Origin of the sequence: Streptomyces monashensis, assembly GCF_001866665.1 — a bacterium.
GTDB lineage: Bacteria > Actinomycetota > Actinomycetes > Streptomycetales > Streptomycetaceae > Streptomyces > Streptomyces monashensis.
In genome coordinates this window covers 55,105-70,803 of the sequence record NZ_MLYO01000048.1, presented here as the reverse complement: position 1 = coordinate 70,803, position 15,699 = coordinate 55,105, and the positions used below count along the sequence as shown (strand labels likewise).

General features: G+C 68.7%; 12 protein-coding genes, 1 tRNA gene and 2 pseudogenes. 8 read left to right on the top strand and 7 right to left on the bottom strand.

The features are described 5' to 3' along the window. The first annotated feature begins 88 nt into the window (after positions 1–88). Positions 89–1,066 (top strand): ATPase BagA, encoded by a 978-nt coding sequence (bagA, locus tag BIV23_RS27160; protein ID WP_071383602.1) that lies wholly within the window; start codon positions 89–91, stop codon positions 1,064–1,066. Then, positions 1,063–2,445, top strand: a complete 1,383-nt coding sequence (bagB, locus tag BIV23_RS27155; RefSeq protein ID WP_071383601.1) for an ATPase BagB — start codon at positions 1,063–1,065, stop codon at positions 2,443–2,445. Before bagA ends, bagB begins: the two co-directional genes overlap by 4 nt. Positions 2,446–2,792: 347 nt before the next feature. On the opposite strand, the gene wblA is transcribed toward bagB, so the two are convergent. After that, a complete protein-coding gene (gene wblA / locus BIV23_RS27150) occupies positions 2,793–3,131 on the bottom strand; it encodes a transcriptional regulator WblA (protein WP_067046754.1) in 339 nt (112 codons plus the stop codon). Positions 3,132–3,623: 492 nt separating this feature from the next. Here wblA and BIV23_RS27145 point away from each other — a divergent pair. Next, a pseudogene (locus BIV23_RS27145) lies at positions 3,624–5,935 on the top strand (transglycosylase domain-containing protein). A 124-nt stretch (positions 5,936–6,059) separates the two neighbouring features. On the opposite strand, the gene BIV23_RS27140 reads toward BIV23_RS27145, so the two are convergent. Next, positions 6,060–6,530, bottom strand: a complete 471-nt coding sequence (locus tag BIV23_RS27140; protein ID WP_071383600.1) for a GatB/YqeY domain-containing protein — start codon at positions 6,528–6,530, stop codon at positions 6,060–6,062. Between the two features lie 94 nt (positions 6,531–6,624). Between BIV23_RS27140 and BIV23_RS27135 the strand changes: the two genes are divergently transcribed. The 5 genes from BIV23_RS27135 (at position 6,625) to BIV23_RS27115 (ending at position 10,416) form a co-directional block, all read left to right on the top strand. Further along, positions 6,625–7,557, top strand: coding sequence for a metallophosphoesterase (locus tag BIV23_RS27135; protein ID WP_071383599.1), 933 nt, complete (start codon positions 6,625–6,627; stop codon positions 7,555–7,557). A gap of 133 nt (positions 7,558–7,690) precedes the next feature. Continuing rightward, positions 7,691–8,446 (top strand): Pr6Pr family membrane protein, encoded by a 756-nt coding sequence (locus BIV23_RS27130; protein ID WP_071383598.1) that lies wholly within the window; start codon positions 7,691–7,693, stop codon positions 8,444–8,446. Positions 8,447–8,512: 66 nt separating this feature from the next. Next, positions 8,513–8,586 (top strand) — tRNA-Pro (locus BIV23_RS27125). Positions 8,587–8,829: 243 nt separating this feature from the next. Further along, the gene (locus tag BIV23_RS27120) at positions 8,830–9,510 is read left to right on the top strand and encodes a DUF488 family protein, N3 subclade (protein WP_071383597.1); all 681 of its coding nucleotides are present in this window, start codon (positions 8,830–8,832) and stop codon (positions 9,508–9,510) included. 120 nt (positions 9,511–9,630) lie between these two features. After that, on the top strand, positions 9,631–10,416 hold the full coding sequence (locus tag BIV23_RS27115; RefSeq protein ID WP_071383596.1) for a hypothetical protein: 786 nt from the start codon (positions 9,631–9,633) through the stop codon (positions 10,414–10,416). A 36-nt stretch (positions 10,417–10,452) separates the two neighbouring features. Here the strand turns inward: BIV23_RS27115 and BIV23_RS52225 are convergent. From BIV23_RS52225 to BIV23_RS27090, 5 genes and pseudogenes are all read right to left on the bottom strand, one after another. Further along, positions 10,453–10,566 (bottom strand): annotated as a pseudogene (locus tag BIV23_RS52225) (phosphotyrosine protein phosphatase); the annotation flags it as partial. 24 nt (positions 10,567–10,590) lie between these two features. Further along, complete coding sequence (locus BIV23_RS27110; protein WP_071383595.1) at positions 10,591–12,027, bottom strand: DUF6177 family protein; 1,437 nt, start codon at positions 12,025–12,027, stop codon at positions 10,591–10,593. Between the two features lie 457 nt (positions 12,028–12,484). After that, positions 12,485–12,940, bottom strand: a complete 456-nt coding sequence (locus BIV23_RS27100; protein ID WP_071383593.1) for a hypothetical protein — start codon at positions 12,938–12,940, stop codon at positions 12,485–12,487. 27 nt (positions 12,941–12,967) lie between these two features. After that, positions 12,968–15,154, bottom strand: coding sequence for a hypothetical protein (locus BIV23_RS27095; protein WP_071383592.1), 2,187 nt, complete (start codon positions 15,152–15,154; stop codon positions 12,968–12,970). A 5-nt stretch (positions 15,155–15,159) separates the two neighbouring features. Then, positions 15,160–15,558, bottom strand: a complete 399-nt coding sequence (locus tag BIV23_RS27090; RefSeq protein WP_071383591.1) for a DUF6507 family protein — start codon at positions 15,556–15,558, stop codon at positions 15,160–15,162. Positions 15,559–15,699: the final 141 nt, after the last annotated feature.

Sequence of the window (15,699 nt, the reverse complement as noted above, 5' to 3'; positions counted from 1 at the left end):
CTGTAGCCGCTGTGCCGGGAGGGGCTGTGACCTGCGTTATCCACAGCCTCCCGCGTGAGTGTCGGCCGGACTGGTTAGTCTCGAAGGCGTGAGCAGGCTCCAGGTCGTCAGCGGCAAGGGCGGGACCGGAAAGACGACGGTCGCCGCCGCACTCGCGCTGGCCCTCGCGACCGAGGGGAAGCGGACGCTTCTCGTGGAGGTCGAGGGCCGGCAGGGCATCGCCCAGCTCTTCGAGACGGAGGCGTTGCCGTACGAGGAGCGGAAGATCGCGGTCGCTCCGGGCGGCGGGGAGGTGTACGCGCTCGCGATCGATCCGGAACTGGCCCTGCTGGACTACCTCCAGATGTTCTACAAGCTGGGTGGAGCCGGCCGGGCCCTGAAGAAGCTCGGCGCCATCGACTTCGCCACCACCGTCGCGCCGGGCATCAGGGACGTCCTGCTGACCGGCAAGGCGTGCGAGGCGGTGCGCCGCAAGGACAAGAGCGGGAAGTTCGCGTACGACTACGTCGTCATGGACGCCCCGCCGACGGGCCGTGTCACCCGCTTCCTGAACGTCAACGACGAGGTGGCGGGCCTCGCGAAGATCGGCCCGATACACAATCAGGCGCAGGCCGTGATGCGGGTGCTCAAGTCCCCGGAGACGGCCGTGCACCTGGTGACGCTGCTGGAGGAGATGCCGGTCCAGGAGACCGCCGACGGCATCGCCGAACTCCGCGCGGCCCGGCTCCCGGTGGGCCGCGTCATCGTGAACATGGTCCGGCCCCAGGTGCTGGACGCGGCCGACCTGGAACTCGTACGGACCGTGGGACGTTCTTCGGTCGCACAGGCCCTCTCGGCCGCGGGGCTCGGCGGGGCCCGGCGCGGCGGTCACGCGGAGAAGCTGGTGGACCCGCTGCTGCGGCAGGCATCGGAGTACGCCGAGCGGTACGCGCTGGAGCAGGAGCAGCGCGCGGTCCTCGGCGAGCTGGACCTGCCGCTGGGCGAACTGCCGCTGCTGCCCGAGGGCGTGGACCTGGCGGGGCTGTACGAACTCGCCACCGAGCTGCGGAAGCAGGGGTTGTCATGAGTCCGGACCCGGCCGAGGCCCCCGAGACGGCTCCCGAGGCGTCCGAGACCGCCGAGGGGCCCGAGCGGGCGCGCGGTCTCGCCCCCGCGCGCGTGCTGGACGTCGACCCGTTGCTGGACGATCCGAAGACCCGGATCGTGGTGTGCTGCGGCTCGGGCGGCGTCGGCAAGACGACGACCGCGGCGGCGCTCGGCCTCCGGGCCGCGGAGCGGGGCCGCAAGGTCGTCGTGCTGACCATCGACCCGGCCCGCCGGCTGGCCCAGTCGATGGGCATCGACTCCCTCGACAACGTCCCGCGCCGGGTCAAGGGCACCGAGGGCGACGGCGAGCTGCACGCCATGATGCTCGACATGAAGCGCACCTTCGACGAGGTCGTGGAGGCGCACGCGGACTCCGAGCGGGCGGCCGCGATCCTGGCCAACCCCTTCTACCAGTCGCTCTCGGCGGGCTTCGCGGGCACGCAGGAGTACATGGCGATGGAGAAGCTGGGGCAGCTGCGCGCGAAGGACGAGTGGGACCTGATCGTGGTCGACACCCCGCCGTCCCGCTCCGCGCTGGACTTCCTGGACGCGCCCAAGCGGCTGGGCTCCTTCCTGGACGGCCGCCTCATCCGCCTGCTGACGGCCCCAGCCAAGCTGGGCGGCCGCGCGGGCATGGCCTTCCTCAACGTCGGCATGTCGATGATGACCGGCACGCTGGGCAAGCTGCTGGGCGGTCAACTGCTGAAGGACGTCCAGACGTTCGTGGCCGCGATGGACACCACCTTCGGCGGCTTCCGCACGCGCGCGGACGCCACGTACAAGCTGCTGCAGGCGCCCGGTACGGCGTTCCTGGTGGTCGCGGCGCCGGAGCGGGACGCGCTGCGCGAGGCGGCGTACTTCGTGGAGCGGCTGGACGCGGAGCGGATGCCGCTGGTCGGCCTGGTGCTCAATCGCGTGCACGCGAGCGGGGCCGACGGGCTGTCGGCCGAGCGGGCGCTCGCCGCCGCGGAAAATCTTGAGGACCCCCGCATTGTCGATCAGGGCGGCGGGAAAGCTGGACTTCGTAACTCTCCCGACACGTACGGCAGTTCACAATCTCCCGCATCATCTCCCGCAGCCGAGGCCGCGAGCGGCACCCCTGCTTCCGAAGAAGGCTCCCCCGCCGACGCGGAGCGCCCCGTCGACCGGCTCACCGTGGGTCTGCTGAGACTGCACGCCGATCGCATGCAGCTGCTCGCGCGCGAGCGGCGCACGCGTGGCCGTTTCACCGCCCGCCACCCCGAGGTGGCGGTCGTCGAGGTACCCGCGCTGCCCGGCGACGTCCACGACCTCACGGGCCTGCGCGACATCGGCACGCGGCTGGCCGCGGGCGCGCGGGGCACCGAGGGTGAGCGGTGAGGAAGCACACGACAAGGGGCCGTACACACGCGGACAAACGAGTACATACGGATGATGCGGCGCGAACGCAGAACACCCCGGCGGCATCGCGGGCCGTGCCCGCGGGCACGAGGGACCGCACATCAGCCAACGCGAGGCGCCTCTCGCGGCGAGGCGAGGCGGGCCGCAGGCCGATCGTGGCGTCCCCAGGTCCGGGCCCGATCGGCGCTTGCCGGCCCTATGCCTCGTAAAAACCCTCTGGCCCCGTAGCCCTGTAGCTCTCCGGCCCTACAGCCCCCTGGCAGTGGCCATGGCCGTCGCCGCGGTCTGACGGTGTTCCTCCGGGCGTGTGCCGGAGGGGCATGCCGTCAGCTGACGGCCGCGTAGTGCTCGTACACCTCGTCGCTGTCGAGGGGCACGATTCCGGTGCCGCGCTCGTACTCCGAGCGGGCGGTCTCCAGCAGCCTGCGCCACGAAGTCACCGTGGGCCGCCGGCGCAGCAGTGCGCGGCGTTCCCGCTCCGTCATGCCTCCCCACACGCCGAATTCGACGCGGTTGTCCAGCGCATCGGCCAGGCACTCGGTGCGTACCGGACATCCGGTGCACACCGCCTTGGCCCTGTTCTGCGCAGCTCCTTGAACGAACAGTTCATCCGGATCGGTAGTGCGGCAGGCAGCCTGCGCACTCCAGTCGGTTACCCAGCCCATACCGGCGCCGTCCTCTCCCGAATCGAGGCTCCCCCACGGCGGCAGCGGCATATTCACCGCCGCCAGTTGAGGACGTTACGGAAGGTGGGGACAGCGCAACACCCCCTTCGGGCCCAATCTTGAATGGCCCGAACGGACTATGGGTAAGCGGCAGATCACCCGCGGGAGTGAGCTGGCGACATACGCGACCATCCCGGCAAACCGGGACAGCTGCGGTGCGCTACATCGGGCACCGGATGACACACGAGGCGGATTCGGACACGTGCCCCTCAGAGAACCGGACACGCCCCAGGGAAAAACCGGGATACGACCGGAACGTTTCGGGGTCGCCGGACGTATTGATACGTGACCGCACTGCTGTGACAGTTGAGAGCAGCTTAGGCCAAGGCCTGCGCGTGTGTCCGGCGATTGAGAAGGTAGACGTCTCGCTTTGCCGTGCCGTGACGCGGGCGCTCCATCGGAACGCTCAGAAGTACGGATTAGGCTGCCCTCATGCCAAAGAAGCGCTCGGGTGGTGGTCTGTCGCCAACGCAGCAGGCCGCCAAGTTCCTCGGTGTCAGTGTGCTCGCCGGAGCAGTGATGGCGGGCATCGCACTGCCCGCGGCCGGCGCGCTCGGCCTCGTGGCCAAGGGGTCGGTCCAGAGCTTCGACGAGATCCCGGCCAACCTCAAGAGCCCCCAGCTGAGCCAGCGCACGACGATCCTGGACAACCGGGGGAACCAGATCGCGTCGGTCTACTCCCGCGACCGCACGGTGGTCGACCTCAAGGACATCTCGCCGTACATGCAGAAGGCGATCGTCGCGATCGAGGACTCGCGCTTCTACCAGCACGGAGCGATCGACCTGAAGGGCGTGCTGCGCGCGCTGAACAAGAACGCGCAGAGCGGCGGCGTCGCCCAGGGCGCCTCCACGCTCACCCAGCAGCTGGTGAAGAACTACTTCATCGAGGAGGCCGGCGACGACCCGACGAAGGTCGCCGAGGCCACCCAGCAGACCATCGGCCGCAAGATCCGCGAGCTGAAGTACGCGATCCAGATCGAGGACCAGCTCGGCAAGAAGAAGATCCTCGAGAACTACCTGAACATCACCTTCTTCGGCGAGCAGGCCTACGGCGTCGAAGCCGCCTCCGAGCGGTACTTCTCCAAGCACGCCAAGGACCTGAACCTGCAGGAGTCGGCGCTGCTCGCGGGCATCGTGCAGTCCCCGAGCCGCTACGACCCGGGCAACGACGAGGCGGAGGCCACCAAGCGCCGCAACACCGTCCTGCAGCGCATGGCCGAGGTCGGCGACATCTCCCAGAAGGAGGCCGACCAGGCCAAGGAGGAGCCGCTCGGGCTGCACCCGAGCCAGCCGAAGAACGGCTGCATCACCGCGGTCCGCGGCGCCGGCTTCTTCTGCGACTACGTGCGCGACGTCGTCCTGACCGACCCGGCCTTCGGCAAGACCAAGGAAGCCCGGGCGAAGCTCTGGAACCAGGGCGGTCTGACGATCCGTACGACGCTCGATCCGCAGGCCCAGGACTCCGTGCAGGCGTCCGTCAAGAACCACGTCTACCAGACCGACCCGGTGGCCACGGCCGCCACCATCGTCGAGCCCGGGACCGGCAAGATCCTGGCGATGGGCCAGTCCCGCCCGTACGGCTTCGGCAGGAACGAGACGCAGATCAACCTGTCCGTGAACGAGAACATGGGCGGCGGCGCCGGCTACCAGCCCGGTTCGACGTTCAAGCCGATCGTCGCGGCGGCGGCGATCGAGGGCGGCAAGCCCCCGACGCAGCAGTACGCGTCGCCGTACGAGATGCCCTACCCGAGCCCCGTGCAGGCGTGCGACGGCAAGGTCTGGCGCAACGACCCGAACAACCCGGCCAAGCTCACGAACGAGAACAAGTCCGAGCACGGCCCGATGGGCATGAAGGAGGCGACCGCCAAGTCGGTCAACACCTACTACGTGCAGCTGATAAGCGACATCGGCATCTGCCCGGTGACACAGATGGCGCAGAAGATGGGTGTGGCCCGCGCCGACGGCCGCAGGATCGACCAGGCTCCGTCCATCGCGCTCGGCACCCAGGAGATGTCCCCGCTGACGATGGCGAGCGCGTACGCCACCTTCGCCTCGCGCGGGACGTACTGCACCCCCGTCGCGATCATGTCGATCACCCAGAAGGTCGGCAGCGCGGAGAAGTCGCTGCCGGTGCCGAAGACGTCCTGCTCGCGCGCGATGTCCCAGAAGACCGCGGACACGGTCAGCACGCTCCTCAAGGGCGTGGTCGAGGACGGCACCGGCCAGGAGGCCGGCCTCGGCGACCGCCCGAGCGCGGGCAAGACGGGTACGACGGACCAGCGCTACGCGGCCTGGTTCGTCGGCTACACCCCGAACATGGCGGGCGCGGTCTGGGTCGGCGACCCGGCCCACAAGCGCCAGATGACCAACATCACCATCGGCGGCGTCCCGTACGACAAGGTCTACGGCGGCCAGGTGCCCGGCCCGATCTGGCGCGACATGATGACCGGCGCGCTGGCGGGCAAGCCCGCCCCGGACTTCAACCTGATCGACATCCCCGACGACAACAAGGGAAAGGGAGACGGCCAGGGAAAAGGCCGAGGGGGGCCAACGGGGGCAACACGGGGGTGATCGGCGGCCTGATCGGCGGACTGACAAACGGCGGCACGGCTGACGGCGGCACCACGGGCGCCGCGACCGGCGGCCCCGCCCCCACCCCGACCTTCTCCCTCCCCGGCGGCTTCATCCAGGGCCAGGGCAACGGCGGGAACAACGCAATCGGGAACGGCGGCGTCTGGCCCTAGACGGGCCGTGACCGGCAGGTATGCGCATGCGTACGGCGGCGGGGCCGCACCCTGAAGGAAAGGGGTGCGGCCCCGCCGCCGTACTCGGTCGCTCGGTCGTTCGGTCCCGCTCCGGCCGGTCGGCTCAGCCCTGGAGCAGCTGCTGCTTGACCACGGCGGCGACGCGGCCGCCCTCGGCCTGGCCGGCCACCTTCGCGTTCGCGATCTTCATGACGGCGCCCATGGCCTTCGGGCCCTCCGCACCGCCGGCCTTCGCCTCGGCCACGGCCGCGGCGACGATCGCGGTCAGCTCCTCGTCCGACAGCTGCTTGGGCAGGTATCCGGCGAGGACCTCGCCCTCCGCCTTCTCCCGCTCCGCCGACTCGGCACGACCACCCTGCGCGAAGGCGTCGGCCGCCTCACGGCGCTTCTTCGCCTCACGGGTGATCACCTTGAGGACCTCGTCGTCGGACAGCTCCCGCTTCTCCTTGCCCGCGACCTCCTCCTTGGTGATCGCGGCGAGCGTCAGCCGGAGCGTCGAGGAGCGCAGCTCGTCACGCTTCTTGATCGCGGCGTTGAGGTCGTCGTGGAGCTTCGACTTGAGCGTGGTGGTCATGAGGTCGATTGTCGCAGGTGTGCGGCGGCGAACGCCCGTTGTTTTAGCCGCCCGCCCGTCTTCCCGCCCTCCGCGGGTCTGACACGATGGGCGTATGCGCGCGCGATACGGAGTACCCCTGGGAATCATGGCGGCAGGCGCCGCCGGTCTGGCGTACGCGGCGGGCTTCGAGGCCCGCTCCTTCCGCCTGCGACGGGTGACGGTGCCGGTCCTGCCGCCGGGCATGCGCCCGCTGCGCGTGCTCCAGGTCTCCGACATCCACATGGTCGGCGGTCAGCGCAAGAAGCAGCGCTGGCTCCAGTCGCTGGCGGGCCTGCGCCCGGACTTCGTGATCAACACCGGCGACAACCTCTCGGACCCCGAGGGCGTCCCCGAGGTCCTGGACGCACTCGGCCCCCTGATGGAGTTCCCGGGCGCGTACGTCTTCGGCTCCAACGACTACTACGGCCCCAAACTCCGCAATCCCGCCCGCTACTTGATGGAGAAGACGAGCGGCCGGCACGGCCTGAACGGCAACAAGCCGGCGGTGGGCGCCATCCACAACCCGTGGGAGGACCTGCGCGACGGCTTCGACTCGGCGGGCTGGCTGAACCTGACGAACACCCGGGGCGTGCTCAAGGTCGAGGGCGTGTCGATCGAGCTGACGGGCCTGGACGACCCGCACATCAAGCGCGACCGCTACGCCCATGTCGCCGGCGGACCCTCGGGGACGTACGACTTCTCCTTCGGGGTGGTCCACGCGCCCTACCTGCGCTCGCTGGACGCCTTCACGGCGGACGGCTACCCGCTGATCCTGGCCGGCCACACCCACGGCGGCCAGCTCTGCATCCCCTTCTACGGCGCCCTGGTCACCAACTGCGACCTCGACACGGACCGCGTGAAGGGCCTGTCCACGCACACGGCGGAGGGCAACACCTCCTACCTCCACGTCTCTGCGGGCTGCGGCACCAACCGCTACACCCCGGTCCGCTTCGCGTGCCCGCCGGAGGCGACACTGCTGACGCTGGTGGGACGCGAGCGGGAGTAGACGGCCGGCGGGGCGGAAGGGCCTCCGGGACGGGCGAGGCCGCCGCAGGGCCATGGGCTCCTCCGCCCCGCCGGGTAACCCGACCGGACCAACCCGCATGGTCCGCCCTCGCCCCCGCTCCTAGCGTGAGGGCATGACCGCACCGATACCCAGGGACATCCCGGACCTGCCCGCGGTCCCCGGCCCGCCCCTGCTGCTGCCCGCCCCGGTCCCGGCGGCGGCCGTGGTGGCCCCGGTCCGCCGCCCCGTGGTCGCGCTCCTCCGCCTCCTGATCGCCCTGGCGGCGGGCGGCGGCGTGGCCCTGGAACTCCTGCTGGGCAGCCCGGCCCGCGTCCTGAGCTACTTCAGCGTCCAGACGAACATCCTGCTGGCCGTGGTCATGCTGCTGTCGGCGGCACGGACCTGGCGGGCCCGCCGCCCGCTGCCGTCCGCGGTGACAGGCGCCACACTTCTCTACGCCGTGATCACGGCGCTGGTCTACCACGTGCTCCTGGCCCACACGACGCCCCCGTTCTCCATGACCGGCGCGACGACGGCACCGGCCCGCTGGCACGGCCAGTGGGCGACCCTCCAGATCCTCCACACGGTGACCCCGGCGGCGGTCGTGCTGGACTGGCTGCTGCTCACCCCGTCGGCCCGCCTGCACCTGCGCCAGGCCGCGGCCTGGCTCCTCTACCCCCTGGCCTACCTGGCCTTTTATCTGATCCGAGCGTTGTTCCTCGCCCCCGCGAACCCCGCCCGCTACCTCTACCCCTTCCTCGACGCCGCCCACGGCTACCGCGGCACCCTGGCCAACGCCCTCCTCCTGGGCCTCGCGATCTACGGCCTGGCCGTCCTCCTGGCAGCCCTGGACCACACCCGCCCCACCCCGGTCCGCCGCCGCGTCTAAACCGGATTTCGTCTACAGCCACCGGTGGGCTAAAGTAAACGACGTCGCCGCGAGAAGCAGTGACACCGGGGTGTAGCGCAGCTTGGCAGCGCGCTTCGTTCGGGACGAAGAGGTCGTGGGTTCAAATCCCGCCACCCCGACGCCGTAGTACCAGGTCAGGGCCACCTACTAGTCACTAGTAGGTGGCCCTGACGGGTTTCTGGAGATCGTTTGGGAGAAACCTGGGAGAAGATCTTGGTCGGCTTCTCCCAGAGGGTGCCCCGTGAGGCTGTGTTGGGTACGGCAGCTGAGGGCACTCGGACCTGCGCGTTCGCGAATCCGGCCCGGCGACTGGCCGGGAACACCATGCCCGCCCGCCTCAACCGCCATTAGGATCACGACACATGGCAGGCCATCACTCAGCGCGTCCTCACGACCACGCTCGCGCGCTCGCCCAGCGAGTGCGGGCGCTACGGGAAGCCCGTGGGTGGTCGCGGGAGCGGCTCGCCAAGGAAGCCTGTATCAGCACCAGGACCCTGGCCCGCCTGGAGGGCGAGGGAGCGATCCAGCCAGGTTTCTTCACCGTCGGCGCGGTCGCAGAGGCCCTTGAGGTCTCCCTGGATGATCTGTTCCGCGAGACCCACGTCACCCCCGGCCTGTGGTCCGCCGGATACGAAGGGCGGGACATCGACTCCTTCGTCACCTCGCTCCTCGACAGCCGTATCGATGTGGTGGCGGACGTCCGGCTGACGCCGATCAGCCGCAAGAAAGGCTTCAGCAAGACCCGCCTAGGGCAGGCACTCGCCGAGGCCGGCATCGAGTACACCCACCTGCGTGGCCTGGGGAATCCTAAGGAGAACCGGGCGCCGTTCTGGGACGGCCGCCTGGACGTGGGCCGGGCCCGCTTCCGTGACGTGCTGCGGTCAGAGGAGGCGCAGGCCGATCTCGGCCGCCTGGCAGAGCACGCCCAGCAGTCACGGGTCGCGGTGCTGTGCTTCGAGAAGGACGAGAGCCGCTGCCACCGGCAGGTCGTCCTGGAGACGGTCCGCGAGCGGGCCGCCGTGCCCGTGATCCCCCTGGCCTGACTTCACCCCTCGACCCTGCATGCGCCCTTGCCAGTGGCGCATGCCTCTCCTCCAATCGGATCGGGGAGATCTGTGGAGGGGGCAACCATGGGATCGGGGAATCGTCAGCGCGCACGGATCATGATCACGGTCAAGACCTATCCGGAGCTGTCCAACAAATACCGCGAGACCAGCTGCGTGGCAGGCATACGGCTGGACCAGGGCGCACCACAGCACGTACGGCTCTTTCCGGTGCCGTTTCGGCTCCTCGCGGAGGAGGCTCAGTTCTCCAAGTACTCGATCATCGAGGTCGACGTCGAGCCGCACGGCAAGCGTGACTCGCGGCCCGAAAGCCTGCGGCCAGACCTCGACACCCTCAAGATCGTGGGCGAGGTGCCGGCGGACGGCGACTGGAAGCAGCGGTACAAGCACGTCGAGCCGCTCGTCTCGCCGTCCCTGTGCGCGATCAAGAGGGACCAGGACGAGTACGGGACCTCACTCGGCGTGTTCCGGCCCACGGAGGTCAGCTTCCGGCTGACGGCGGCAGAGCCCTGGCCTGAGTCCAAGGCCGCGCTGGCCGACCAACTCGACCTCTTCGAACAGGACCTGGCCCGGCTTGAGTGGGTACCTCTGGAATTCCGCTACAAGTTCCGCTGCGCGGACGCCGACTGCCCCACTCACGACATGGCGCTGAAGGACTGGGAGGCCGGCGCGTCGTACCGCAAGTTCCTGCGCAAGTACGGCGAACACGCCCTGCAGGACAAGTTGCGGGAGCGCTGGTACGAGTCGATGTTCGCTCCTGACCGTGCCGTCCACTTCTTCGTCGGCAACATCGCAGCCCACCCCAAGACCTTCATGCTGCTGGGCCTGTTCCGCCCGAAGGCGAATGTCGTCGAGTACGTCCAGGAGAGCCTGTTTGGTGACTGACTGGCGCGGCTGACGGCCACCACGCGCCGCCGGATTGCCAAGATCGGCGAGCAGGCTGCGTAAGCGTCGCTCGATAGCGTCCCGGACCGGTCGGACGGCTTCGACACCCTGACCAGCAGGGTCGTCGAGCTGCCAATCCAGGTACCGCTGCTGGAGCCGATGGGGCAGTGGCCGTCAGGACGGTCGGGAAGCAGCCCCGCCTTCACGTTTCAGGTGTTCGTTGATGTGTCGCAGGCGTTGCCAGGCGACGGGGTCGGTGCCGTCGCCGAGCGGGTAGTGCAGGGCGGGGCGACCGGCCGGGCCGAGTTCGGTGCAGGTGCGGTCCGGCAGGGCATTGCGGGCATGACTAATGCCGAGATCGGCCACGGCGTCCGGGCCGAGAGTAAGAGAGACCGGGATCGACGGCGGTTCGTAGTGGGCCGGAGTGGTCAGGTCGGCGCGCGCCGCACGCAGTTCGCTGATCATTGTGGCGAGGTTGTGCCGGGCCGCGAGGGACTCGGCGAGCTTGGGCAGCAGCCCGGTCGGTGCTTTCTCGTCGGCGGCATAGCCGAGGGCCAGGGTGATCTGCTCCTCTACGCCTTCTCGCGTGTGTGCGATGTGCAAGGTGGCGATCGCAGGGCGGTCGGCGGTGCCTACGGCGACAGTCCAGGTGGGCTGGGCCTGGCGGGCGCGGCTGCGGGCCAGGTCGGTCAGTTGCCTTGGCGACCAAGGGACGTTGACGGGCTCGGCGGTGGCCCATCCGGCCGGCGGCAGTCCGGTGAGGGTCTGCCAGGCGTCCTCCAGAGCGCCACCGAGTAGCAGGTGCTCCTGGACGGGGTGGATGGTGCGGATGGACAGCAGCAACTGCCGTTCACCCCCCTTGCCGGGCGGGGGTTGGAAGGCGTCCGCGATCTGGAGGCCGTTGTCGGCAGCGGGGGTGAAACGTCCGTCGTGCCAGCGCAGTACGGCTCCGGAGAGGCCGTCGTAGTAGCCGTTCTCGGGGTGGCGTACGACCCAGCGTGCGGGCATGCGCTCCAGCACGGTGCGGGTGGGCAGGCTCAGCCGGGTCTTGGGGGAGGTGACGAGATGCAGCTCCCGTCGACTCTGTGCCGCCGTTCGCACCGCCTCGGTCAGCCATGTCGTGGCGGCTACGACCGGGCGGTCGTAGATGACGATGACGCTCTTGTCGGTCAGCACATCCGCGTCGGTCAGTACGTCCACGTCAGCGGGCGGGACCGTCACCTCGCCCGTGGCCGGGACGGTCACGACGTCGGTGTGGGCGGCTTCCGGCGGCCATGTGGTGCCGCCGAGCAGCGTTGTCAGCCGTCCCGCGACCGAGCCGGCGAGCAGCCTGGCTTCTGCGATGGCGGTGGACGCCCGCACCTCAGTCCACCACACCGGTCCCTCTGTCTGAACGCCAGGTCCCAGCAGCCGCTCCGTCTCGCCCGGCACTTGCAGGTAGCGGGGGGCCTCCACGGAGACCAGGAGCTTTCCGTCGTCCGTGCACAACTGGGCCACGGATCCCCCAGCTGCTCGGTTCACGCGCAGGTCCGGGCCGCCGGCGTGCAGTGCGGCCAGCAGCGTCTTGATGTCCGGCATCTGCGAGGTGAGGGCGATGACGTCCTGGGGCATGTGCTGCTTTCTGTCAGAGAGGACGGCACTACGGCTCTCAGTACCGGCCCGAGAGTTCTTCGAGGGCGTCCAGGGAGGGGGCTTCTTGAGGGGCGTCCTCGACGACCAAGCCGATCTCCGGATGCGGCGGACTCTGCGCTACCCACGACAGCGCGGTGAGCGCACTGAGCCCTTGGCCGTGAGCGACCTGCAGGCGTAGCAGCCATGCGGTGTCCGCTTCGAACGCCGTCTCACCAGCAGCTGTTGCGTGTGCGGCCAGGACGTTCCAGACCGTTACAGCGGTTTCCCCTACACAAATGAGGCGGACCCCTTCAGCGCCCGGCGGGACTTCCCAAGTCCTTGGGGTAGACCCCTGTCGAGCTACGCCGCGCGGACTTCCGCGTCGTCGAGAGGTAGCTATTGAAGCCTGGTCGGGATTTGCTGGGCCCTCACTACCCTGCTGATATTCGCGTCTTACTCATTCCTCGTCGCCGGCCTGTGCCGCGAGGTTCAAGGTGAGCTCTGCACTGGCCAGCATCCGGACGATTTCGATGGGACGGTTAGCGAATTCCTTGGCCACCACATCGATGGGGTCAACCCGACGGGTCTGTCCGTCGAGCCCGGTTGCCTCGATGACATAGCGGAATCCAACCGGCCCAGTGGGATCATCCGCGACGATCCAGCGCGCACCGTACTTATGGATGAGGAAGTCGGCGACGTAGGATGCCAAGTCCAAGTGCAGAGTGACCCAGTCGGACTCCTCGAATTCACTCAGCGGAGCGCGGGACACGTAGTCGTCCAAGGCGGGGATGAGGCCCGTTGGGTCACTCGCGTAAATTTCGGGGGGCACTCCGAGCATATCCGCAATGTCGATGGCGTTCCGATGCCTCTCCTCGCTCCAGCCCTGGAGGTCGGGTTCATCTGCGTTTACCACGCTACGTTCCTTTCGCGGCTTTCGCGGTTACTTGGGGGCCGGCCCGAACTCGATGAAGATGATGCGAGCATGTATGAGGTAGTTTCTCAGCGCTTGCGACGGAGGTGCATGCAGGAAGACCCAGCGTGGATCGAACCTTGGGTCCAGCCGTCTTAGCGTGAGGTCCTTGTTGATTTGCTCAATGATACCTTCGTTCAGCGGGACTTCGCCCCTCACCCGACGGGTGCCGCCGCCCTTGAGTTTGATCGTCCTCCATTCTAGGTAATGCTTTACCTCCACAGCCAGAGTACGGCCGTCAGGCATGTCCACTGGGACATCGACATTGCGGCCTCCTGGCGCCTTTACAGGGTGGTAAGGGTGGTCATGCGTCGGCACCCGATAGTGCCGCTCAGGTGCGCCGCCCGCAATCTTGCGAACGTAGTCCTCTGCCCCCTTGTACCTTTCCCGACTGTGACGCATGCGCCGCATCTCGCGCAGAGTTCTGTCAGCGGTACCCGGCGGGAGCGCGCGGCGTGTGTAATCCGGTTCTGCGCCGGAGGCGTTGTGATGGTGTGGATCGGACGAGTGGCTGCCCGCGTCAGCGGGTGAATCATGGCCAGTGTGCTCATCGCCAGCGTCATGGTGGGCGGAGCCGTTATCGGATGCCGAGCCGTGAGGGCCAGGTCCCGTTCCTCCGGAGCCATGTCCCCCTGCTCCGCTACCCGCTCCACGCCGGCTGACCGGTTCTGCACCGGCACCTCTGGTGGAAGAGCCTTCGGATGATGCAGCGTGACCACTGGCGTATCCGCCTGCCTGCCCCGGTGTCCGCTCACTGGTGTGCGCGGAGCCGGCGGCGTGTTCTGCCCGGGCACCGGCTCCGACCAACTCGTGTGATCGGTTGGAGTGGGCGGACGTATCCGTTGCGCCGCGCGACGAATCCGAGGCCGCGTGGCTCAGTGGCGCCTCACCGCCGCGGTCGGCGGCGGCAGGCTCGCGCGGGGCCTCGGCAAGGTTGGGCGTGCCGTCGGCGTTGATCGGAATGAGCTGGCCGTTCTTGTCGACCCTGTAGCGGTTGCTGAGGTCGTCCAGGGCGCCGTCGGGGAACCTCGTCTTCGGCAGCCGCAGGTGTTCGCTGACGTTGGTCAGTACCTCAGAGACCTTCGGCAGATCGGACAGGGCTCTCGCCGCCCTCGCGGCGCCGGAGATCGGATCCAGGGCACCTCCGACCTTGGCCACCGTGCTGGCGGCTTCCACGAATCTGCCTGCCTTGCCCAGCCTGGCGAGCGCCCCGCCGGCACCCCCCAACACGGTGAGTAGGTTGAAGCTGGTGACAGCGTGGGCCCGAGCCGGGTCCTTGTGCCACTCGTCGTAGGCGATGAACTGCTTGCCGAACTCCTTGGCGTATGCCTCGCTGCCCCGCTGCCAGTCCGAGAGGTGGTCGCCCTCGCCGACCGCGTCCATGCCGTAGGCGTAGGCACCGACGACGGTGCGTTTGAGGCCGTCCCACGTCTGGTGCTGCGCGTCGGAGCCGTTGATGCCCAGGAGGTTGTCCTCAAAGGTGCCCAGGCCGACGAAGCCGCCCCAGAGGCTGTCCTTGACGAGGCCGTCCCACGCCCAGCTCTTGATGCCGTGGCCCCACCAGTCCAGGCTCCAGCGGTCGTAGGTGCGGCCCTCGGGAGTGCCCCACGGCAGGTCGGGCATGGATTCGAGCTTGTCGACGCTGATGCCGTACGTACCGCCCTCGTCGCCGACGGGGCGGCACAGCGCCGGGCTGATGGCACCGATCTTGACCGCCGCGTCGTGCTCCGCCTTCTGAAAGCCCACGACGGCTTCCGCCACGCCGTCCATGAGGGCTTTGTGCTCGTCGACCTTGTGCTGGTCCTTGGTCCAGCCGTCGTCGCCCTCAACGCTGTCGACGAAGGCGATCGCCTTCTCCTTCAGAAGCTTCAAGCGGTCCGCGTAGGGCTTCGCTTCGCCGACGAAGGTGTCCAGGGCATCGGCGAGGGACTCGATGTGGCCGGCGAACTCGTCCGCTGTGTCCATCACCGGCTGGGTGGAGGAGAAGAGCTGGTCCGCCTCCGGAGCCTTGTAGAACGCGGCCGTCGCCTGGAAGCGCGAATGGACGTCCTTGCCAGCGTTACGGATTCCGATCGCGTATTTGCGCAGCTCGGTGACTGCTTTGGACAACGCGCCGAAGTCGCCGGTGTACTGGAGTATCCCACCTGGCTCGATCACGCCAACTACTCCCCGCCCCCGTGCTTAGCCCGCTCGCCCACGGCCTGCAGCTCGGCCGGGGTGGGCGCCTTGGCCGCGTCACGCTGGGCCCGGGCGGCCATCGCCAGGTCCCCATCGATGTACGCACCGGTCGCCTTGACCGTCCCGTCCATCGTCTTCTTGATACGGGCCGCCATGAACTTGATCGAGCTCTCGGTATCGGACACGAAGTTCGCGACCGCAGCACCCACCGGCCCCACCGGCGGACCACCGCAGTACGGGCCGCTGATCGTGCCCGCGGACTCCGCCGCGTCCTGGACGCTCGTACCGTAGCCCTTGACGTCCTTGCTCAGGTCATCGGCCGCAAGACCCACCAAGGACAGAATGGACTCCACCCCGCTGGGACTGATGTCCCACCCCGTCACGTCAACCCCCGTTGCGTCTACCGCAGATACGTTCCATCAGCGCTGCTCAGCATCGCACGCGCCACTGACAACAGGACATTCATCCCTATCAGATCGGTTGTTGCAGCAGCCACACGCTTCTGGCCAAAGGCGCGGCACGCC